Here is a 20,827-nt window from a genome sequence, read left to right on the forward strand (position 1 = left end):
ATTATTTTATTCTTTCAAAGTACATTGTTGAAAAAGCTGGTATATCTATCTGAAGTGTGTATGGAAATTCCCCACAACGTTGCTCAATTGTTTCTAACTGTTCAACCTGATTTCCTTGTCCTCCAAATTTATCTTCATCGGAGTTTAACACTAATTGATAACGTCGTTCATCATTAAATCCAATCCAATATTGATTCCAATTTACTCCAGAAAAATTAGAGATAACTAAAATTTCCTCCCCATTTTCTGCTTTTCTTGAAAAAGCAAAAATATTATGATCAGCATCATCTACTACATGCCATTCAAAACCATCCCAACCACCATCTTGTTGCCAAAATGCGGGAGTTTGTTTATAAAAAAGATTCAATTCTTTTACATAATCATGCGTTTTTTGATGAAGAGGATAATCTAATAAAAACCAATCTAGTTCTCGTTTCTCATCCCATTCAATAAATTGTGGAATTTCTGTTCCCATAAATGTTAATTTCTTTCCTGGATGTGCAAACATATATCCCAAAAATGTTTTAAAATTAGAAAATTTTTCTTCATAAGAAACAGGATTTTTATCTAATAATGATTTTTTCCCATGAACAACTTCATCATGAGAAATCGGCAAAATAAAGTTCTCTACAAATGCGTAGCACATTGAAAATGTTAATTTATTATGGCATCCTTGACGATAAACTGGATTCGTTTCAATATAATCCAAGCTATCATTCATCCATCCCATATTCCATTTGAAATGGAATCCAAGTCCACCATCTTCAACTGGAGCGGAAATTTTAGGATATGCTGTTGCTTCTTCCGCAATCATCATGACACCTGGATAATTTTCTCTTACATATTGATTTAAAGTTTTGAAGAAATCTAATACTTCTAAATTTTCATTTCCACCATAAATATTTTTAGCTGCTAAATGCTCTGGACGATCGTAGTTTAAAAATAGCATTGAACTAACAGCATCTACTCGTAATCCATCTAGATGAAATTCTTCAATCCAATAATTAGCACTCGAGAATAAGAAAGAACAAACTTCACCACGTCCGTAGTCAAATACTCGTGTTCCCCAAGATTTATGTTCTTTCTTCCGTTCATCAGAGTATTCATAACAACACTGTCCATCAAATTCATATAACCCAAATTCATCTTTTGTAAAATGACCTGGTACCCAATCTAATATCACACCAATCCCATTTTGATGTGCTTTGTCAATTAAATATTTAAAATCATCTGGAGTTCCATAACGAGATGTTACTGCAAAATATCCTGTTACTTGATATCCCCATGACGGATCATAAGGATACTCTGTAATAGGAAGAAGTTCGATATGCGTATAATGCATTTGTTTTACATAGGGGATTAAAGTATCTGCAATTTGTCTATAACTACAAAATCCTCCATTTTCTCCATGCTTCCATGAACCTAAATGAACCTCATAAATATTTAACGGTTGTTGATAAGGAATTGTTCTATTTTTAACCCAATTCTCGTCATTCCAACTATAATTTTGATTTTCATATACTTTAGAAGCTGTTTCAGGACGAGTTTGTGCATGTCTTGCATAAGGATCTGACTTCCACAACATTCTTCCATCCGAAGTCTTAATGACATATTTATAAGCATCATAGGAGTGAACATTGGGTACAATCCCTTCAAAAATCCCTTCATTCGTTATTCTTGTTAACTCATATGCTGTTGGATTCCACCCACAAAAATCTCCCGTAACAAATACTTGTTGTGCATGTGGGGCCCAAACTCTAAACGTACATTGATTTTCTTCAAGGAATGAACCTAAAAATTCATATGCATGAAAGTTCTTTCCTTCATGAAACAAATATTTGTCCAAAGTATGTTCCATACGCATACCTCCCTTCCAAAATCAATCCGTTTTACTTTTTACGATAAGCGTTTTCATTATTTTGTGCAATAAAAAGCTTTTAATCGCATATTTCCGTTTACTTATGGCTTAATTATAGCATATCCTTGATTATTTTCGTATATTTTTTTCAATTTTTCTCAAAAAATATAAAGCGTTTTATTATTTTATTTCAGTAAAATATTTCTTTCACAAATAGTTTCTTTTTTTCGGATTTTATACTACAATTATATTGATAAAACAATTTTAGAAAGGATGATAAAACATGCTTAAATTTAATCCTCTTCAAGATAAACACCCTAAAGGTGCAATCTCTTCTTCTCAAGATATTCTTTTTGAAGTATGGGTACACCAAGATTTTTATTTTAAACAAATTTCTTTAGTTTTATTAAATGATTTTACGCATGAAAAAACTAGTTATACGTTAGAACCTACAAATATTCTAAGCGCTCAATCTCGTAAATATATCGTGACTATTCCACCATTAGAAACTGGATTATATTTTTATGATTTTGAAATTACTTTTGATGACTCTATAGGATATTTGAAAAAACATAAATTCGATGCCGTTTTTACAATGGAAGAACAATCCTATGCTTCTTGGCAATTAACTGTTTATGATGCAGATTTCCAAACTCCTGAATGGATGAAAGGAAGTATTATGTATCAAATTTTCCCAGATCGATTTAAAAAGAGTCCACAATATACAGCAACCGTCGCTGCTAATGAAGATGTTAGAGTAAGACATGAGCATTGGAATGAGATCCCTTATTCATCAATTACTCATGAAAATTATCGGGCTCAAGATTTCTTTATGGGAAATTTAAAAGGGATTCAAGAAGAATTACCTTACTTCCAACAATTAAGAATTGATAATATTTACTTAAACCCAGTTGTAGAAAGTCCAGAAAATCATCGTTACTCTACTTCTGATTATTTTAATGTAGATCCTTATTTAGGAACTGTTCAAGACTTTAAAGATTTATGTTCAGAGTTTAAAGAAAAGGATATTCGTATTACCTTAGATGGAGTATTTAGCCATACAGGTGCAGATAGTATTTATTTCAATCGTTATGGGCATTATGACAGTTTAGGAGCTTATCAGTCTCAAGATTCTCCTTACTATCCTTGGTTTACTTTTAATGAGTTTCCAAATGTATATCAATCATGGTGGGGATTTACAAATTTACCAACTGTTGTAAAAGAAAACAAAGAATATCAAGAATTTATGTTCCATCCTCAAAATGGAGTCATTCCTTATTGGCAACGATTGGGAATTAGTGGATGGCGAATTGATGTAGCAGATGAATTCCCTGATTGTTTCATTGATCAATTAAGAAAAACTGCAAAACAAGAAGATCCAGATTGCTTCTTACTAGGAGAAGTATGGGAAGATGCAACCACAAAATTCTCTTATAATACACGTAGAAGATATTTCCTAGGAAAACAATTTGATAGTGTCATGAATTATCCATGGAGAGATGCGATTATTCGCTATGTCAAACAAAAAGATGCCCATCAGTTTTCTCTAGCTTTATTAGAATTACTAGAAAACTATCCAAAACCTGCATTAGATGTTTTAATGAACTTATTATCAAGTCATGATACAGAGAGAATTTTAACAGTTTTAGCATTTGATAATCCTGAAGACTTCCCTGTTGAAAAACGTCCAGATTATAAACTAACTGCCAGTGAGTATCAATTAGCAAAAGACAGATTCTATATTGCATCCTTTATCCAATTTACGCTTCCTGGCGTTCCATGTATTTACTATGGAGACGAAATTGGTATGTATGGTTTTAGAGATCCTTATAATCGTCAAACTTTCAACCTTAAAGATAAAGACGATGAAGTTTTAGCTTTCTATCAAGAATTAACAAACTTCCGACATAAATATCAAGAAGATTTTAAAGCAGACTGTGACATCATTAAAGTAACAGATGGCTGTATTGCTTATAAACGTGGCAAATTACTATGTATCATCAATTTAGATGATTCTGCGCATTTTATTGCAAACTATTCAGGAGAGATTCGTTACCAAAAAGGAGAATTTTACCCTACTCCTTACGGAATTGTAGTTGGACCAAATAGTTTTGGAGCCATTCAACTAGCATAAAATTTTCAAATTATAAAAGAGAGTGAATAGAAATACAGTTTGTATCCTTTTCACTCTCTTATTTTTATCTTATCCACGAATAAAACTAAATAATGGAATTAACACAATCGGTAAAAACATTGCCGGTAAAAAGTTCATGACCTTTATTTTCGTTAATTCTAATAAATTCAATCCTAATGCAACCAATAATAATGAACCAACTGCAGACATTGCATAGACAATCGATTCACTTAAATACGGTGCTACAAATTGAGCTAGAACCATAATTCCACCTTCATACAAAAGAATGGCTAATGCGGATAACATGACACCCGCTCCTTTTGTCGTCGCTAAAATAATAGAAGCAATTCCGTCAATAATCGCTTTTGTAATCAAAATTTGATGATTATCTCGAAGTCCTGCTTCAAGAGAACCCATTACTGCCATTGCTCCAACACAAAAGATTAGTACAGCTGACACAAAGCCTTCTGCTAATTGATTTTGAGACCCTTCTTTGGAAAATTTTTCTTGAATCCAATCTGCAAATTTTCGAATATTCTCCTCTAATTGCATCATTTCCCCAAGATAACCTCCAAGAGAAATACATACAATCATCAAAATCATATCTTGGTCTACTAAAGCACCTTTTAATCCGATAATAAACGTACTTAATGCTAATCCCTGCATGATATGCGTAGACATTTTTAGTGACATTCCTCTTTTTAATTGTAGTCCAATAATTGTACCAATCACAATAGCGATAACATTTATGATAACACCCATTTGTTCTAGCTCCTTATAGCAATACTGCTACAAGTATACCCCTATTAAACTAGAAAATCCATTAGAATTTAGCAATTCTAATGGATTCCTTATTTTCACTTAAGAATTATACCCATTCTCCATTTTCATTTACATGATATCCATCCGGAGTTGTTGTATTTACTAATAATTCACCTGATGCATCAACATAGTACCATTTTCCTTTGACTTCAAACCATTGGTTTTCTTTCATTGCTCCACTTTCTTCTAAGTAGAACCATTTTCCATTTAAGAATACCCAATCACTTTCCATCTTACCTGAGCCATTAAAGTAATACCATTTATTACCAATTTTTTCCCAAGTATTTTTTAAATATTTTCCTTCAGAATTTACATAGTACCAAGTATTGGATTTCTGATTGTAAATCCATTCTGACTTCGCCATGTATCCACCAGATTTTACATAATAATCTCCAACCCATTTATTTTCAACATATTCTCCATTAGAATCAATAAAGAACCAACTTTGATAAGTCACATCATAAACCCATTGATTGCTTACCTTTTGCCCTTCTTCATTAATATAATGTTTACCATCAAAACCTTTCTTTTTAATAGTTGTTGTTTGAGTCGTATTAGAAGATGCTGAAGAGTTGTTAGTTGAAGCAACATAAGTATTCGTATTTGTCGTTGGTGCAACTGTTGTTTCAGCAGGTTCAGCTGGTTGAGGTGCAGTAGGTTGTAGACGATCTAATACTTCTTTTAATGGTGTCACATCGATAAATGGACTTACTAATGGTGTTTTTGTTTCAACAGCTTTTTCCATCTTAGCTTCTACATCTTTCATTAATTGGAAGACAGATTTTGCAACTGCAATTGATTTAGCAGTATATTCATCAGCATGTTCTTTTACATAATCATCAGATTTACCTGTATATTCATCAATTAATTGGTTTTGATAATCCATTAGTAATGCTTCCATTTTTTCCCAGTTCGTACGAATAGATTTTCCAAATAATTCTGGATGATCCATTACCATTGTATCAATATTAGTAGCTACCCAATACCAAGAATCAGGTTTATATCTGTCTCCTCTTACTTTATAAGCTTCAAATGTATCTTTAATACTACCAAAATAAGGAACATATGGTGTATTACGAGAACGACCTAAACTTAACCACATTACTCCACCTAATGATTGTGGTAATTTTTGATTAATTTGATAAACGTGTGGATCGATTACATTTTCGTTCCCTGGAGCATAAGCATATTTTCCATAGTTTGGATCTGATGGATCTGCTTGTTTTCTATAATAATCTTTCTTAGTATCATAACCTGGAACTTGATCATCAGGTACTAATTCTCCATTTAATGTTTCGAAACGATTTCTTTGAACATTTAGTCCATCTAATACAGTGAAATCTCTCCTTGGACTATCTTGTAAAAATTCATAACGTTTATCTTGATAGGTTACATTAGAAGATGGATTTAGTAACTTAATTCCTGCATACACACGAGAACGGTCCCCATTTTCTAAAGGTGGCGCATAAGTAGCTGCTAAATCAATTTCCCCTTTACTTTCATCTCCAACAAATACTCCTGCCTTTTTAGCAGTTTCAATAATTCCTTTTGAAGCAATAATATTTTCTTTATCATTAATATTGACTTTACCTAAGAAATAAGTATTAGGGAATACAGAATATTTATCATCTGGATATTTAAAGGCTACATATTGATGTCCAGAATAAATTTCCACATACCATAATTCATTTTCATCGGCAAAAACAATAATATTTCCTTCAGTAGATCCTTTTTCATCAATTTCTTTTGCTAGTAATTCAACTGCTTCTTTAGCTGTTTTTACACGCGGTAAAATTAAATCTGTTACTATAGCTTCACTAACTCCAGTTTCAACTAATGGATCAATTGCTGGATAATCAATTTCATTTTCTGGTCCTTCTAATGGTCTTCCGTCAGCAGCAATTTTTGGTGCTTTTCCACCAACAACTTCATTACGTGGTGTAGCAGTTACTGTTGCAGTCATTGAAACACCATGTTCATTAAAACCATGTTCAGAAAAAATACCAGCATCTGTATCTCTTGAATCATCGGCTACTACTGTATATTTATACTCATGTTTTAAATGAGGATATTCAGTTCCATTTGTTCTATCTAATAAAACTTCGCCTTCTTTATAATCCTTAGCAGGATTGACAAAAAAATTTTTATTATGAGTATGTTGTTGTGTACCATCTGGATGGTAAGATGGATAATCTTCCGTACGTCCATACAAGAAAGAACCATCTTTTGTTAGACCTTTACCAATAATAAATGCAGAACAAGCTTCAACAGCTTGTTGAGATAACACAAGTCCAATAAGGACTGTAGATAATAATGTCTTACTAACTTTTTTATTCATAGCTATCCCCTCTTTTATAAAGAATCTTTTATGATTAAAATAATATTTAACCAATTGCAGAATACGCTTTCTTTGTTATAAAATCAATATTTTTCATTAATTTATAATAATTATAATGATTATATAAAAAAAGAACCGAATTCGAAAATTCGGTTCTTTTTCGATTGCCACTATATGTATGTTCTACAAGTAGTTTGGCTATCAGTTTATCGACAAATTAAGCATGTGGTTGTTCACTAGCTGATGCAGCCGGTTGTGAAGCAGTTGTTGCAGTAGCAGGTGCTACAGTTTCCTCTGCTTTGTCAGTAACCACTGGTTTTACTGTTTCAGTTGTAGTACTTGCTGCAGGAGCAGTAGTTTCTTCTACTTTTGGAGTTGTTGCATTTTCTGAAGTCGCTTTATCTTTAGATTTTGGTGTTGCTAAATCTTTCTTCCCTTCTTCAGATAATTCTTCTGTGAAATCTGAAGTTGGGATTGAATTATCTTTATCTTCTGAATCCAAAGCAATTTCAGCCATTTCTTTCATTTCATCTAATTTGCTCATAGATTCTTCATCATCTGGTTTCGCAATGGCTTTATAATTTTCTCCAACTTTTGTATCCACTTTTTCTGATGGATTTTCATGAGCTTTTTTGATTTCTTTTGTTGCAAAGTATGATGGACTAATTAATCCTTCAGTAATTTCTGTTTCACCAGGAATGAATTTAGCTTTTGATAATTTCGCAATTAAACCAGAAACTTTTTCTCTTAATTCAAAAGGTAATGGTTTATCTTTAACATGTTGCGTAAAGAAGTATAAATATTTCATTCCTTCAATTCCAAGACGTTTATTCGCATCTTGTAAAGCTTGAACATAGTCTCTTACAGCTTCTAAGGCTTTCATATCTTTTGCTTCAATTGCTTTATTCGCTGCAGCTCTTAATTCATCTTTTGTAACATTATAATCATTCAACTCTAAATCATTAATTGTACGAATAATACTTTCATGTAATGCGTTTAGAGCTTTCTCTTCTTTAGAAAGTTCTGGTGTTGTTACTGTTGATGCTTTTTCAATATATTTTTCATCAAATTGTTTTAATAACTCTAAATATCCTTGAGTTGAATTTCCTTTTTCATCTAAACGTTCTTTAATTTCTCTTAAGCTTGTTAGGATACGACTTAATTCAACAGGTTGAGTTTTATATTTTTCAGATGCTTTATTCGCTAAAGCTTCAATTTGATTTTCTACTGCTTTAGTATCTAAATCTCCTGCGATATATGTTGGTGTAATTTCTTTTAATTTATTCGCAACATATTTTTTAGCACCTTCAATATTTTGAATTTTTAGAGAGTGACTATGATCTCCATGTGGTACTTCAAATTTATCGCCTAAAATTCGAATATCTTTTACAGAAATTCCCATACGTTTTGCAAGTGAAGCAATTTCTTGAGCAAATCGTAATTCAGGGTCAATTGATTCATCTGAACTTGGAACTTCAAAATTACGTAGTGGAATCGCCCAAGGATGGATATGTGTTTTATCTTGACCTTGTTCCATATTTTGGAAAGCAAATACTTTTCCAACATATTTTCCATCTTTATATGCAGATTCTAATTTAATCGTATCTCTTTCTACTCCATAGGCATAAGTAATATAGTCTAAATATTTTTGAACTTCTGGAGATTTTTCTGTTAAATCTTTTTCGTTTGGAATTGTAGAAACATGGTCATCTCCATCATGGTCGTGATGCTCACCTTCGTGCTCATGTTTGTCTCCGTCATGATCATGGTGTTCTCCTTCATGCTCATGTTTATCTCCATCATGATCGTGGTGTTCTCCTTCATGCTCATGTTTGTCTCCGTCATGATCATGGTGGTGATTGTCTAAAATTGGTTTTCCATTTTTATCTTTATAAACAAAGTGGAAATGATTTCCATGACGAACGACATATCCTGATTCTGTTTCACTTTCAATGTCTTCTTTTCTGAAAACAAATCCATCATGATCATGGTCGTGGTGTTCTCCTTCGTGCTCATGTTTGTCACCTTCATGGCCGTGATGCTCACCTTCATGGTCATGTTTGTCACCTTCGTGATGATGGTGTTCAGCACTAGCTGCTGGTTTCCCATCTTTATCTTTATAAATAAAGTGGAAATGGTCGCCATGGCGCACTACATAACCTTCTGCTGTTTCACTCACTACATCTTTCTTATCAAATACATAGCCATCATGATCATGGTCATGGTGTTCTCCTTCGTGATCATGTTTATCTCCATCATGATCATGGTGTTCTCCTTCGTGATCGTGGTGTTCTCCTTCATGATGATGGTGTTCAGCACTAGCTGCTGGTTTCCCATCTTTATCCTTGTAAATAAAGTGGAAGTGATCGCCATGACGAACTACATAACCTTCTGCTGTTTCACTCACTACATCTTTCTTATCAAATACATAGCCATCATGGTCATGATCATGGTGTTCTTCTTCGTGATCGTGGTGTTCGCCATCGTGTTCATGGTGCTCTGTAGTTACTACTGGATTTCCTTGTTTATCTTTATAAATATAATGGAAATGGTCGCCATGACGAACGATATACCCTGATTCTGTTTCACTAACTACATCTTTTTTATCAAAAACATAACCATCTTCAACTTCTTCATGATGTTCATGCGCTACTGAATTTGTAGCCATTGTTGTAGCAATCGTTTTTTGAGCATTATTTTTATAAATAAAGTGGAAATGATCTCCGTGACGAACAACATATCCCATTTCATTTTCTTCTACAATATCATTTGGATTAAAAACATATCCATCATCTGCAGAACTAATTGCAGTTGCAGAAGTTTTTTGTTCATAAATAGCATCTGCTGGTGGAGCTCCGTATACAAAATGGTAATGATCTCCATGTTTTTTTAAGTATCCATTTTCGAATACTTCTCCCACAATTGTTTTTGGTTTGTTATTTTTAATTTCTTCTGCAAGTTTTTCAAATTTAGTCATTTGAGCATTTGACACAGTTGTCTCTTCAACTTGTTGTTGAGAATTATTATCTGTTTGTCCTTGAAATAGTCCACAAGCTGCTGTACTAAGTGCAATCACACTACTTAAGCTTGCCATCCAAAGTTGTTTTCTAGTTGGCTTCATATTTATCTCCTTTTTAAATCGTAAATATTACGTTTTATAAAATAACCTTTTTTTCAGCTTTTGTCAAGTCTTATCTCTTAATTTTTTGTACAAAAAAAAGACGACTGCTGTCGTCCTTCGTTACTTCAGAGAAGTCAAGTCGTAGTTACTCCCTCATAAGCTTACATTCAAAATAGAAAGGAATTATCGCAGTAGCGTTAGTACTAGAAGCCACATCGGCTTCTAGTACAGGGCTGCTGCCGTCCTTCGCTACTTCAAAGAAGTCCATTTCTATTCTATTTCACTTGTTGAATGTGCCAAATTCTATCTGCATATTCTTTTACGGCACGATCCGCTGAGAAAATACCAGCTTTTGCCGTATTGACTAAACTCATCTTTTGCCATTGTTTTTCGTGATTATAAGCTTCTTCAATTTGTTGTTGCGCATGAATATACGATTCAAAATCTGCTAAACACATAAATGGATCATCATTTAATAAATAATCTACTAAGAAATTAAAGTTCATACCGCCAACAGTCATTGTACGAATGAAATCAAGTGTTTGTTTCACTCTTTCAGAACGATTATACCATTCCCAAGGTTTATACCCTTCTGCAACTAATTGATTCACTTCTTCTGTTTTTAATCCGAAAATAACAATATTTTCTTCACCAACCGCTTCTAAAATTTCAACATTGGCACCGTCTAATGTTCCTAATGTAATTGCTCCATTTAACATTAATTTCATATTACCAGTACCACTAGCCTCTTTACCTGCTTGAGAAATTTGTTCACTCACATCCGCTGCAGGTAAAATAATTTCTGCAAGACTTACTTTGTAATCTGGAATAAAGACTACTTTAATATATTCTCTTACTAATTCATCACATTCAATTAATTGAGAGATTGAATGGATAAACTTAATAATATTTTTTGCCATATCATATCCTGATGAAGCTTTAGCGGCAAAAATAAATGTTCTTGGAGTAGGTCTTAATCCTTGGTATTTAATGGCTTGATATAAATAAACAATATGCAAAGCATTTAATAATTGACGTTTATACTCATGAAGTCTCTTCACTTGTACATCAAAAATTGAATTAGGATTTACTGTAATTCCTAATGTATCTTGAATATAAGCTGCTAATTGTTGTTTCTTCTGATGTTTAATATTTTTTAACTCATGTAAAACTTTTTCATCATCTTTATACTCTAATAACTTAGAAATTTTAGATAAATCTTTTACAAAATCAATACCAATTAAAGATTCTAAATAATTCGTTAACTCAGGATTGGCTTGTCCTAACCATCTTCTATGTGCAATACCATTTGTCACATTGCCAAATTTATCTGGATATAAAGCATAAAACGCACGGAAAGTAGAATCGACTAAAATATCACTATGCAATTTCGATACACCATTAACATAATGGCTACCAACAATCGATAAGTTCGCCATCTTAATCATGCCATCATAAATAATAGCTGTTTCTGGTAAGGTCATTTCATAGCCCATATCAATGACCCATTGACAGAAGCGACGATTTATTTCTTCAATAATAGAATAAATTCTTGGAAGAATTGGTTGGAATAAATCCACAGCCCATTTTTCCAATGCTTCAGACATAATAGTATGGTTCGTATAAGCAAATGTTTTTGTTGTAATTTCCCATGATTTTTCCCAAGAATAATGGTATTCATCAATTAATAATCTCATAAATTCTGCTACTGCCATTGCTGGATGAGTATCATTAATATGAAGTGCTGCGTATTCATGGAAGTTCTCTAAAGTTCCAAATTCACGATAATGATTTTTCACTAGTTGTTGTAGTGAAGCACTAATGAAGAAATATTGTTGTTTAATTCGTAATTCTTTTCCTTCCCTTGTGCTATCTGCTGGATATAATAATTTAGAAATAGAAGACGCAATTGCTTCTGCTTCTGAAGAACGAGAATATTCTCCACGTTCAAATAATTTCATATTAAATCCAGTTTTCGCTTTTGCTTCCCATAATCTTAGCGTATTAACTGTATCTGTGTCATATCCTGAAATTAATAAATCATAAGGTTCCGCTTGAATCGCCGTATAATTTTCGTGAGTCACGCGGAATCCTTCTGGTGTCATTTCTTCTTTAATATTTCCATAGAAACGAACTTCTACTTCTTCATCGCTACGATAGACTAAACCATATTTCCCTAAATCTAACCAGTGGTCCGGAAACTCTTGTTGCCAACCATTATTAATCACTTGCTTGAAAATGCCATATTCATATAAAATAGAAAATCCTGTAACTGGATAATCCTGACTCGTCAATGCATCTAAATAACAAGAAGCTAGACGACCTAACCCACCATTTCCAAGACCTGGATCAGGTTCAATTTGATAAATTTCATCTAAAGAAATATGATGTTTATTTAAATATGTTTGAATTTCTTGTTCAATTCCTAAATTAAATAAATTATTTCTTAACGTTCTTCCCACTAAAAATTCCATGGACATGTAATATGCACGTTTTACTCTACGTTTTTTTAATTCTTGTTCATATCCAAATTTCTTTTGAGATAAAATCTCACGAACACTTCTCATCATAGCTTCGTATACTTGACGTTTACTAGCATGATCAATTGTTACACCAAATTGAATTTGTAATGTTTGTTCTATACGTTGTTGAAAATTTAATGAATTCACAAAAATCACCTTAACCCTTTTTATAAAATTGATTGATATAATGAAACATATTGCTTCGCAGATTGATTCCAACTAACATCTTTGCTCATTGCTTGAGATACAATTGAAGCCCAGTTTTCTTTTTGGTAATCATAAACTTCTTTTGTTCGTCTTACTGCATCTAATAAATCTCCAGAATTAAAACTTTCAAATGTAAATCCTGTTCCATGAACTCCATCAAATGGTTGAACAGTATCATATAATCCACCTACACGATGAACAATTGGAACTGTTCCATAACGCATAGAAATTAATTGTGATAACCCACATGGTTCAGTCTTAGAAGGCATTAAAAAGGCATCACAGGAAGCATAGACTTTCGAAGACATTTCACTTGAGAACATAATTAAACTTCGAACAACATCATGTCTACGATATTCTAATGAACGTAAGGCTGATTCATAGTGTGCATCACCTGTTCCTAAAATTACCAACTGAATTCCTAAGTCTAACAATTGATCTGCTACCTCTAATACTAAATCAATTCCTTTTTGATGCGTTAATCGCGTAACCATTCCTACCATCATCTTATGAGGATTTTCTTCTAAGGCCATTTGTCTTTGAAACGCTAATTTATTTTCCACTTTTTTAGTGATTGAGGATAATGAATAATTTTTTTCTAAATGAGTATCTGTTTCTGGATTAAATGTATCTGTATCTAGTCCATTCACAATTCCTACTAATTTTCCTTGCTCCACTTGTAAAATTTTATCTAAACCGTATGAAAAATATGGATTTAAAATTTCTTTTGCATAAGTTTGACTGACTGTATTCACACGATTTGCTAATTGAATCGCTCCTTTTAATAAGTTCAAATCACCATTATAAATCAATGCATCAAAATACTTATTATCTAATCCAAATAAATCTCCCATACTATACGGATTAAATTTTCCTTGGAATTCAATATTATGGATAGACAATACCGTTTGCATTCCTTTATAAAATTCCATTTCTCTTGATTTGAAATCATCTAAATAAATAATGGATAATGCTGTATGCCAATCATTCGCATTAATAATATTAGGTTGATAATCAATATGAGGTAAAATTTCTAATGCAGCTTTTGAAAAGAATGCAAAACGCTCACCATCATCTTCTTGTCCATAAACCGTTGAGCGATTAAAATACTGTTCATTATCAATAAAATAATACGTAATTCCATCGATATTACACTCAAAAATACCACAATAAGCTTGTCTCCAGCCTAATTGAACAAAAATATGTTTTTTATATACTAAAGGAAATTTTTCACGATTGATACTTGAGTAAAGTGGTAATACTACTCTTGCTTCTACTCCTTCGGCTTGTAACGCTTTGGGAAGTGATCCAATCACATCTCCTAGTCCGCCAATTTTTACAAAAGGGGATGCTTCTGCAGCGATAAATAGAACTTTCATCATCATTCTCCTTTTTAGGTTAATAGGAACTTGCATCTAATCAGTTTGAAATAAAATTCACTGATTATTTCCTATTATACTCTTATTTATCACAAATTAAACTATAATATTGTTTTGTTTTTTACTTTTTAATGAACTTTACAGGAACAATAAAAACGACAGTCCTTACGACTGCCGTTTTTTGATTTTTCTATTCTTTCATTGTTTTTTGAATTAATTTTCTAAAAGTTTGAGAATAAATCTTTGCTCGATTTGGAATACATTCCATCACTCGATTTGCATAAGGAGAATTGATAGAACGTGTATCTAAAATCCATATTTCTGCTTTTTCTTGATGCGGACGATTCATTCTTCCTAATCCTTGATAAAATTGTTGTAACATTTTTTCCAAAGCATAATCTTGGAAATAATGACGATTTTGTAATTTCATTTCCTCAGCAATGACTCTTTGCTGTAATTGTGTTGGATTTGGAAAAGGTAATTTTGGAATAATTAATTGATCAATCGATACCGCTCCACTATCAAAACCTTCCCAAAAACTATACACACCTAATAATAAGACAGATTCTTGTTGTTGAAATTTCCGCTGAACCTTTCTGCTCGACTGATTCGTTCGTTGGACTAATAACGGAATATCAGGATGTTCTAATAACACTTGCTCCAATTCCTCTAGCATTTCAATGGAATGAACCAACACTAGACATCTTCCTTGTTTTCTTTGATAAATATCTAGTAATTGTCTCGCTAATAATTCCACTCTTTCAGGTGTCACAATAATGGAAGGAGTCGGTAAATCTGTCGGTATCAATATATGGTGTTCAAAATTTTGATACGTTTTTGGTAAAAATAATCCTTCTTCTTGTTTTATGATTGAATGAAATAGTGGCGTGAAGATTGGAATAGTTGCAGAAATCCCTATAAATTGATGGATATAGGATTGAATTTCTCTCCACATTTTTAATGCAGATTTCATACTTTCTAGTTGTAAACTATATTGCCCTTTTTTCAACACATAAGAAACGGCTACATATCCCTCTTCTTGTTTTAATAAGAGAACCATTTCTTGTACAAGTTTTTGTAAACAAGTATGAGTTTTTTGAACCAGTTCATCATTGCCATTAAAATCAAATGTTCGTTTTAATAAATCAATACAAGCTGATTTTACCGCTGCTAATGTTTGATGATGGATACTCTTCTCCCATTCTTCTGCAGATAGCAATATTACCGAAGTAGGATAACTTTCTTTTCGAATCATTTGCATCCATTCTTCATATAAGTCACAAATCTCCAGTAATCGACGATTAATTTGTCTAGATTGATGTTCTTGAGCACTCGACATTTCTAAATAACTTTCTAAATGATATTCGTTCCACTCCATTTGTAGTTGCCATAATGCATCAAATTCCAATAATTTTTGTTCTTGGCTTTCTAAAACTTGCTCCAATTGTTGTACTTCATCCATTATCACAATTGGTTTATCAAAACTCTCTCTTTGAGGAGCTTGTTTTAAATATTGGACTAAAAATGCTTGGTTAGTAATTACCATTTTAGCCTTTCTCGCATGTCGTATCGCTCTACGATAGAAATCCATCTTAGAGAACTGTCTTTCTTTTCTAGTAATTTTCTCCCATATTTCACGATGGTAAAATAACGAATTACATTCAGATAAATCTCCTGAAGTTGTATATGCTAGCCATTTTAATAAAGCAATCACTGTTAAAGCACTTTTCTGATTTTGGTATTGTTCATATTTTTCTAAAACTTCAGCTAGTCCTGACAATGAAAGATAATGCTCTTGTCCTTTGACAGTTGCAAATGGGAGTGAAATTCCTAAATATTCTTCTAATGGTTTGATTTCCTGTTCTACTAATTGCTGTTGTAGTAAAATCGTCGAAGTGGCAATCCATATTGGATGATTTTGTGATTGTACTTGTAAAGAAACTAGTAAATAAGCTAATGTTTTTCCAAGTCCAGGCTCCGCCTCTACCCAACTAATCGAATGTCCATAATTTAATCTTTCCAACATAAATTCGATTAATTGTACTTGTAAAGGTTGATGCTGAATAACCTTTTTCTCGACTAATTGATGATAAAGTTCCAGAGCATTCCATTTTTGTATCTGCTCATCATCTTCCTCTTTTTCAACAATAGGATTCAATGCAAAGCCATCTATAAAAGAAAATTCTTTTAAGGATGATGAAGTATTTTGACAACAATCATGAATCACTTGCCCAGTTTCAGCCATTAAACTATCCGCAAATAAAGACATTTGCTGTAAAGTAGGAGCGGGTAATTGTTCTAATTCCTCTAAACAGTTTAAAAATAATTGAGCAGTTGCATACGCATCGCTTCCTGCTGAATGAATTTGTTGATGTGGAATCTCTAATAATTGCGTTAAATCTTGCAGGCGATAACTTTCAATTGTTGGATAACAAATTTGCGCTAATTGAACAGTATCAACACAGGGAGCACTCCATTCAATTCCTGCTAATTCTCTAAAACTTTCTACTAAGTAGGAATAATCAAAACTGATATTATGAGCTACAAATGTTTTTCCTTCCAATAATTGAAAAATAGTTGAGGCAATTTCATCAAAATACGGGGCTTGCTTCACTTCTTTCTTATCGACTCCTGTTAATTGTTGAATCTCATAAGGAATCGTTGTTTCTGGATTTATATACAAATCTACTTGAGTAACAATTTCTCCCTGTTCAATAATGGAACAACCAAATTGAAAAATTCTTCCACCTTCTTCAAATTTAGGCCCCGTTGTTTCTAAATCCACTACTGCATAACTTGTTTTCATTCTCTCACCTACTATTCTCATAAAATTAGTTTACTAACTCTTTTAAGGAAACGCAACTATTCTCATAAAAAAGAAGTACACTTCCTTATAGTTGGAAATGTACTTCAACGTTCACTCTATAATTTTTGGAAACACTATTGTAACCGTTACTTGTTTTTCGCTCTGTTTTAGCCGATATTTAAACCCATAATGTTCTAATAAATTTTGAACAACTAATAAACCAATGCCTGTTTTCTTTTGATTTTCTTCTAATAGATCATTCATTTCTTCTATCTCATCATTTACTTCATTTTGAATGATGAGGCAATTTTCATCGGAAACAATTCGAATAATAGAACCTTTTTTAGCATATTGATAGGCATTACTAAAAATATTGGATAGTACTATTTTAAAAGCTTCCTGTCCGATTAATAATTGCTTTGAAACAATATGACTATGAATTGTTAAATTTCTCTTCATTGCAATCCAATGATGATCCTGAGTAACTTTTTGAATTTCCTCTTCGAGGGAAATCCATTTTGCTTTTTCTCCTAGAGCTTCCTTAGATTCTCTTAATAGTGTCACTACTTTTTCTGTAAGACCATCCACAATTTGAATACATTCATCAATATAATAATCACGATTTTTATATTTTCCAACATGATATTTCATATTTTCTAAAATAATTTTTAAACTTGCTAGAGGAGTTTTTAAATCATGCGAACGTCCACGGAAAAATTCATATTTTATTTTTTCTAATTGAAGAATCGTTTCATTCTTTTCTTCTACATCATCAATCACTTGTAATAAATTAATATACAATTGATTAATTTGCGTTTTTAATTCTCCAATCTCATCAGTCGTTTGAACTTCTAACAATGCATGACGATCCAATTCCTTCATTTTTCTCATTGTCTTTTTCATCTGTTGAACTTGTTTCGTTATTATTCTCGCATAAATCCAAGCTATCATCAATGACATTACAAAGGATAGGAACAATGTATACGGTAAAAATTTCCAACTTAAAGAAATCGCTTCTTTTTGTAAATCAGTCGTTGTAATAAATTGTAAGTTTAAATTATCTCCAGTTTTTGTTTGAATTTGTCGCTCTTCAATGACTAAAGAATTAGTATAACTTGAAAAATCAGCTGGTATCCCTTGACTAATTTCAAATTCATTAGAGACTGTTTCAGCTCCTGCCATCAAAGTAATATCATTTCCTTTCGAGTACAGGTTCACAAAATCCATAATTTGACTTTCTTCTTTTAAGTTTAAATTGGACGAAATTTGGTCTGCTTTTATACTTAGTTCCTGTTGTTTCGTTTCAAGATAAGTCTTGGGAAAAATAAAATAAATCGAAACATGAATACCGATGACTAACATACTTAAAATAAAAAAAGTAGTCGCTAAAATTTTTGGAAATATTTTTAATGATTTCATAGTCTCTCCAATTTATATCCCACATTACGAATTGTAATAATACAATCCAATGCTAATTTTTTACGTAATTCCTTCATATAGACATCAATCACTCGATCATAAGGAATTTCGTCTGTTTCTTTCCAAACTTGATCAATAATTTGTTGCCTACTTAATGCTTGCCCTTCATGATCGACTAAACATTTTAAAATTTCAATTTCTTTAGCATTCATATCTACTTTTTCACCAAAAAGAGTTGCTGTATAACTAGAGAAATTCACACTCGTATTTTGATAAGTAAACACTTCTGTATCTGGATAATACCGTTTCATTAAAGCATCAATTCTCGCTTTTAAAACAGGTAAGGAAAATGGCTTTTCAATATATCCATCTGCTAATTGACTAAAAGCTTTTAATTGGTATTCTTCATCGCTAAAAGCCGTTAACATTAATGCAGGAATTGAACTTTTTCTTCGAATATATTCTAGAACTTCTAATCCATTCTTTTTCGGCAATTGAATATCTAATAGCACTAAATGTACTTCACTTGAATCAAATAAATCGATTGCTTCTTGTCCATCACTTGCAGCAATCATCTCATAATCACATTCACTTAAATAATCACAGACTCCTTCACGAATTGGTGCTTCATCTTCGACCATTAAAATTCTCACAGCTTCATCTCCTCTCATTCTTATTATAAATGATTTTCTTATTTCTGTCCTTGTCATTTTACAATTCGCGCCACATGAAGTTATTTAAGCATCTCCTTTTCTCTCATTGACATTTTCTGTTAAAATAAATTATATTTCTAAAATTGAAAGGACTTAATATGACAACTCTTATTAAACATAAACGTGTAAATTATTCAGAACTTTTTTATGACCTAGTTTTTGTTTTTGCGATTTCAAAAGCAACTGCTTTAATTCACCATCTTCATAACGGTATTTTGACTTGGAATTCTTTCCTCGATTTTTTCATGTCTGTCTTGCTTCTCATCAATGTCTGGATGATTCAAACCGTTTATACTAATCGCTATGGAAAGAACTCTTTATTTAACATGGTAATCATGTTTATCAATATGGGACTTTTACTCTTTATATCCAATATGATTGAAAATGATTGGCAACAATATTTTCATTATATCTGTTGGGCTGTTGGTACATTAAACCTTACCTTATTTTTTCAAAATTTGGTTGAGTTTTTTAGAAAATCAACCGATAATGTTTATCGGGAAAGTATCAAAGGTTTTCTATGGATAACAGGTCTAGGAAGTTTAGAAGTCTATCTAGCAGCTATTCTTCCTATTTACGTTGGAGTCTATATCCTTTATGCTAATATTCTGCTAACATTTATTATACCAATTTTCTTGTTTAGTAAAGATAAGCATTACCAGGTAAATCTCCCCCATTTAATCGAGCGCATCTCCCTTCTTGTCATTATTACGTTTGGAGAGATGATTATGGAGCTAACTAACTTCTTTACAATCGAGAATTTCTCGATTTATTCGGTTCTTTATTTCATTATTATGCTTTCTCTGTTCTTGTTTTATTTTGGTCAATTCGACCATGCTATTGATGAAAAATCTAATCAAAAGGGACTATTTCTAATTTACAGTCACTATCCTATTTTCATTGGACTTATGATAATGACTGTTTCGATGAGTTTCCTTCTGGATCCTGGAGCTAATCTTCTCTTTGCAACCAGTTTCTTTTATATCGGAATTGGCCTCTTCCAAGTTGCTGTCCTAGCAAATGGGCCTTATAACAAACACTATCTTCGCTATTCGAAAAGTTTCTACTGTGTCCAAGAGACACTTTATCTGGCTGCGTTGATGCTCTCTTTAATCTTTGCTTCTAATCCTATAATAGTAGTGAGTATTACAACAATTTTAGCTCTAGCTATAGCTATTCATTTTATTTATTTTTATATGACACAGACTAAAAAACATTCCACAACTTACTGGGAGTTGTTTTAATGAGTTTATAACATTAAAAAAGCTTTTGGAATGTACTGCACCCCAAAAGTTAGACATAAAAAATCTAACTTTTGGGGTGCTTTTTACAGTTTCTGTTTTCTAAAAGTTCAAACTTTTCTCCCGTAATTTTAACCTTCTATTCAACATCCATTAATAATTCTTTAGGATTTTTACTAAATGTTTTCACACTGGCAATCGTTAATGCAATCCCTAATACCACAATCATAAATCCAACTACATATAGTACATTTGTTGGTTGAATCA

11 protein-coding genes are annotated in these 20,827 nt (G+C 32.2%); 2 read left to right on the forward strand and 9 right to left on the reverse strand.

Annotated features, from left to right (window positions below; genetic code table 11):
* Position 1: 1 nt before the first annotated feature.
* Positions 2-1,858 carry a 1,4-alpha-glucan branching protein GlgB gene (gene glgB, locus RYK07_RS03480; RefSeq protein WP_314852417.1) on the reverse strand — a complete coding sequence of 619 codons (1,857 nt, stop codon included), beginning with the start codon at positions 1,856-1,858 and terminating at the stop codon, positions 2-4.
* A gap of 283 nt (positions 1,859-2,141) precedes the next feature.
* On the opposite strand from glgB, the gene RYK07_RS03485 reads away from it, so the two are divergent.
* Positions 2,142-3,992 (forward strand): glycoside hydrolase family 13 protein, encoded by a 1,851-nt coding sequence (locus RYK07_RS03485; protein WP_314852418.1) that lies wholly within the window; start codon positions 2,142-2,144, stop codon positions 3,990-3,992.
* A gap of 69 nt (positions 3,993-4,061) precedes the next feature.
* Here RYK07_RS03485 and RYK07_RS03490 read toward each other — a convergent pair whose 3' ends face one another.
* The 8 genes from RYK07_RS03490 to RYK07_RS03525 all read right to left on the reverse strand — a co-directional run bounded on the left by RYK07_RS03490 (position 4,062) and on the right by RYK07_RS03525 (position 19,259).
* Complete coding sequence (locus RYK07_RS03490; RefSeq protein WP_314852419.1) at positions 4,062-4,754, reverse strand: DUF554 domain-containing protein; 693 nt, start codon at positions 4,752-4,754, stop codon at positions 4,062-4,064.
* A gap of 106 nt (positions 4,755-4,860) precedes the next feature.
* Positions 4,861-7,152 carry a C69 family dipeptidase gene (locus RYK07_RS03495; RefSeq protein ID WP_314852420.1) on the reverse strand — a complete coding sequence of 764 codons (2,292 nt, stop codon included), beginning with the start codon at positions 7,150-7,152 and terminating at the stop codon, positions 4,861-4,863.
* Between the two features lie 217 nt (positions 7,153-7,369).
* Complete coding sequence (locus tag RYK07_RS03500) at positions 7,370-10,273, reverse strand: pneumococcal-type histidine triad protein (RefSeq protein WP_314852421.1); 2,904 nt, start codon at positions 10,271-10,273, stop codon at positions 7,370-7,372.
* A gap of 275 nt (positions 10,274-10,548) precedes the next feature.
* Positions 10,549-12,942 carry a glycogen/starch/alpha-glucan phosphorylase gene (locus RYK07_RS03505; RefSeq protein ID WP_314852422.1) on the reverse strand — a complete coding sequence of 798 codons (2,394 nt, stop codon included), beginning with the start codon at positions 12,940-12,942 and terminating at the stop codon, positions 10,549-10,551.
* 20 nt (positions 12,943-12,962) lie between these two features.
* Positions 12,963-14,381, reverse strand: coding sequence for a glycogen synthase GlgA (gene glgA / locus RYK07_RS03510; RefSeq protein ID WP_314852424.1), 1,419 nt, complete (start codon positions 14,379-14,381; stop codon positions 12,963-12,965).
* A 190-nt stretch (positions 14,382-14,571) separates the two neighbouring features.
* On the reverse strand, positions 14,572-17,187 hold the full coding sequence (locus RYK07_RS03515) for a helicase C-terminal domain-containing protein (protein WP_314852425.1): 2,616 nt from the start codon (positions 17,185-17,187) through the stop codon (positions 14,572-14,574).
* 111 nt (positions 17,188-17,298) lie between these two features.
* Complete coding sequence (locus tag RYK07_RS03520; RefSeq protein WP_314852426.1) at positions 17,299-18,606, reverse strand: HAMP domain-containing sensor histidine kinase; 1,308 nt, start codon at positions 18,604-18,606, stop codon at positions 17,299-17,301.
* Complete coding sequence (locus RYK07_RS03525) at positions 18,603-19,259, reverse strand: response regulator transcription factor (RefSeq protein ID WP_314852427.1); 657 nt, start codon at positions 19,257-19,259, stop codon at positions 18,603-18,605. Before RYK07_RS03525 ends, RYK07_RS03520 begins: the two co-directional genes overlap by 4 nt.
* Before the next feature lie 158 nt (positions 19,260-19,417).
* Here RYK07_RS03525 and RYK07_RS03530 point away from each other — a divergent pair, with 158 nt between their 5' ends.
* Complete coding sequence (locus RYK07_RS03530) at positions 19,418-20,563, forward strand: low temperature requirement protein A (RefSeq protein ID WP_314852428.1); 1,146 nt, start codon at positions 19,418-19,420, stop codon at positions 20,561-20,563.
* Positions 20,564-20,827: the final 264 nt, after the last annotated feature.

This window comes from uncultured Granulicatella sp. (assembly GCF_963528315.1).
In the GTDB taxonomy this organism is placed as follows: Bacteria; Bacillota; Bacilli; order Lactobacillales; family Aerococcaceae; genus Granulicatella.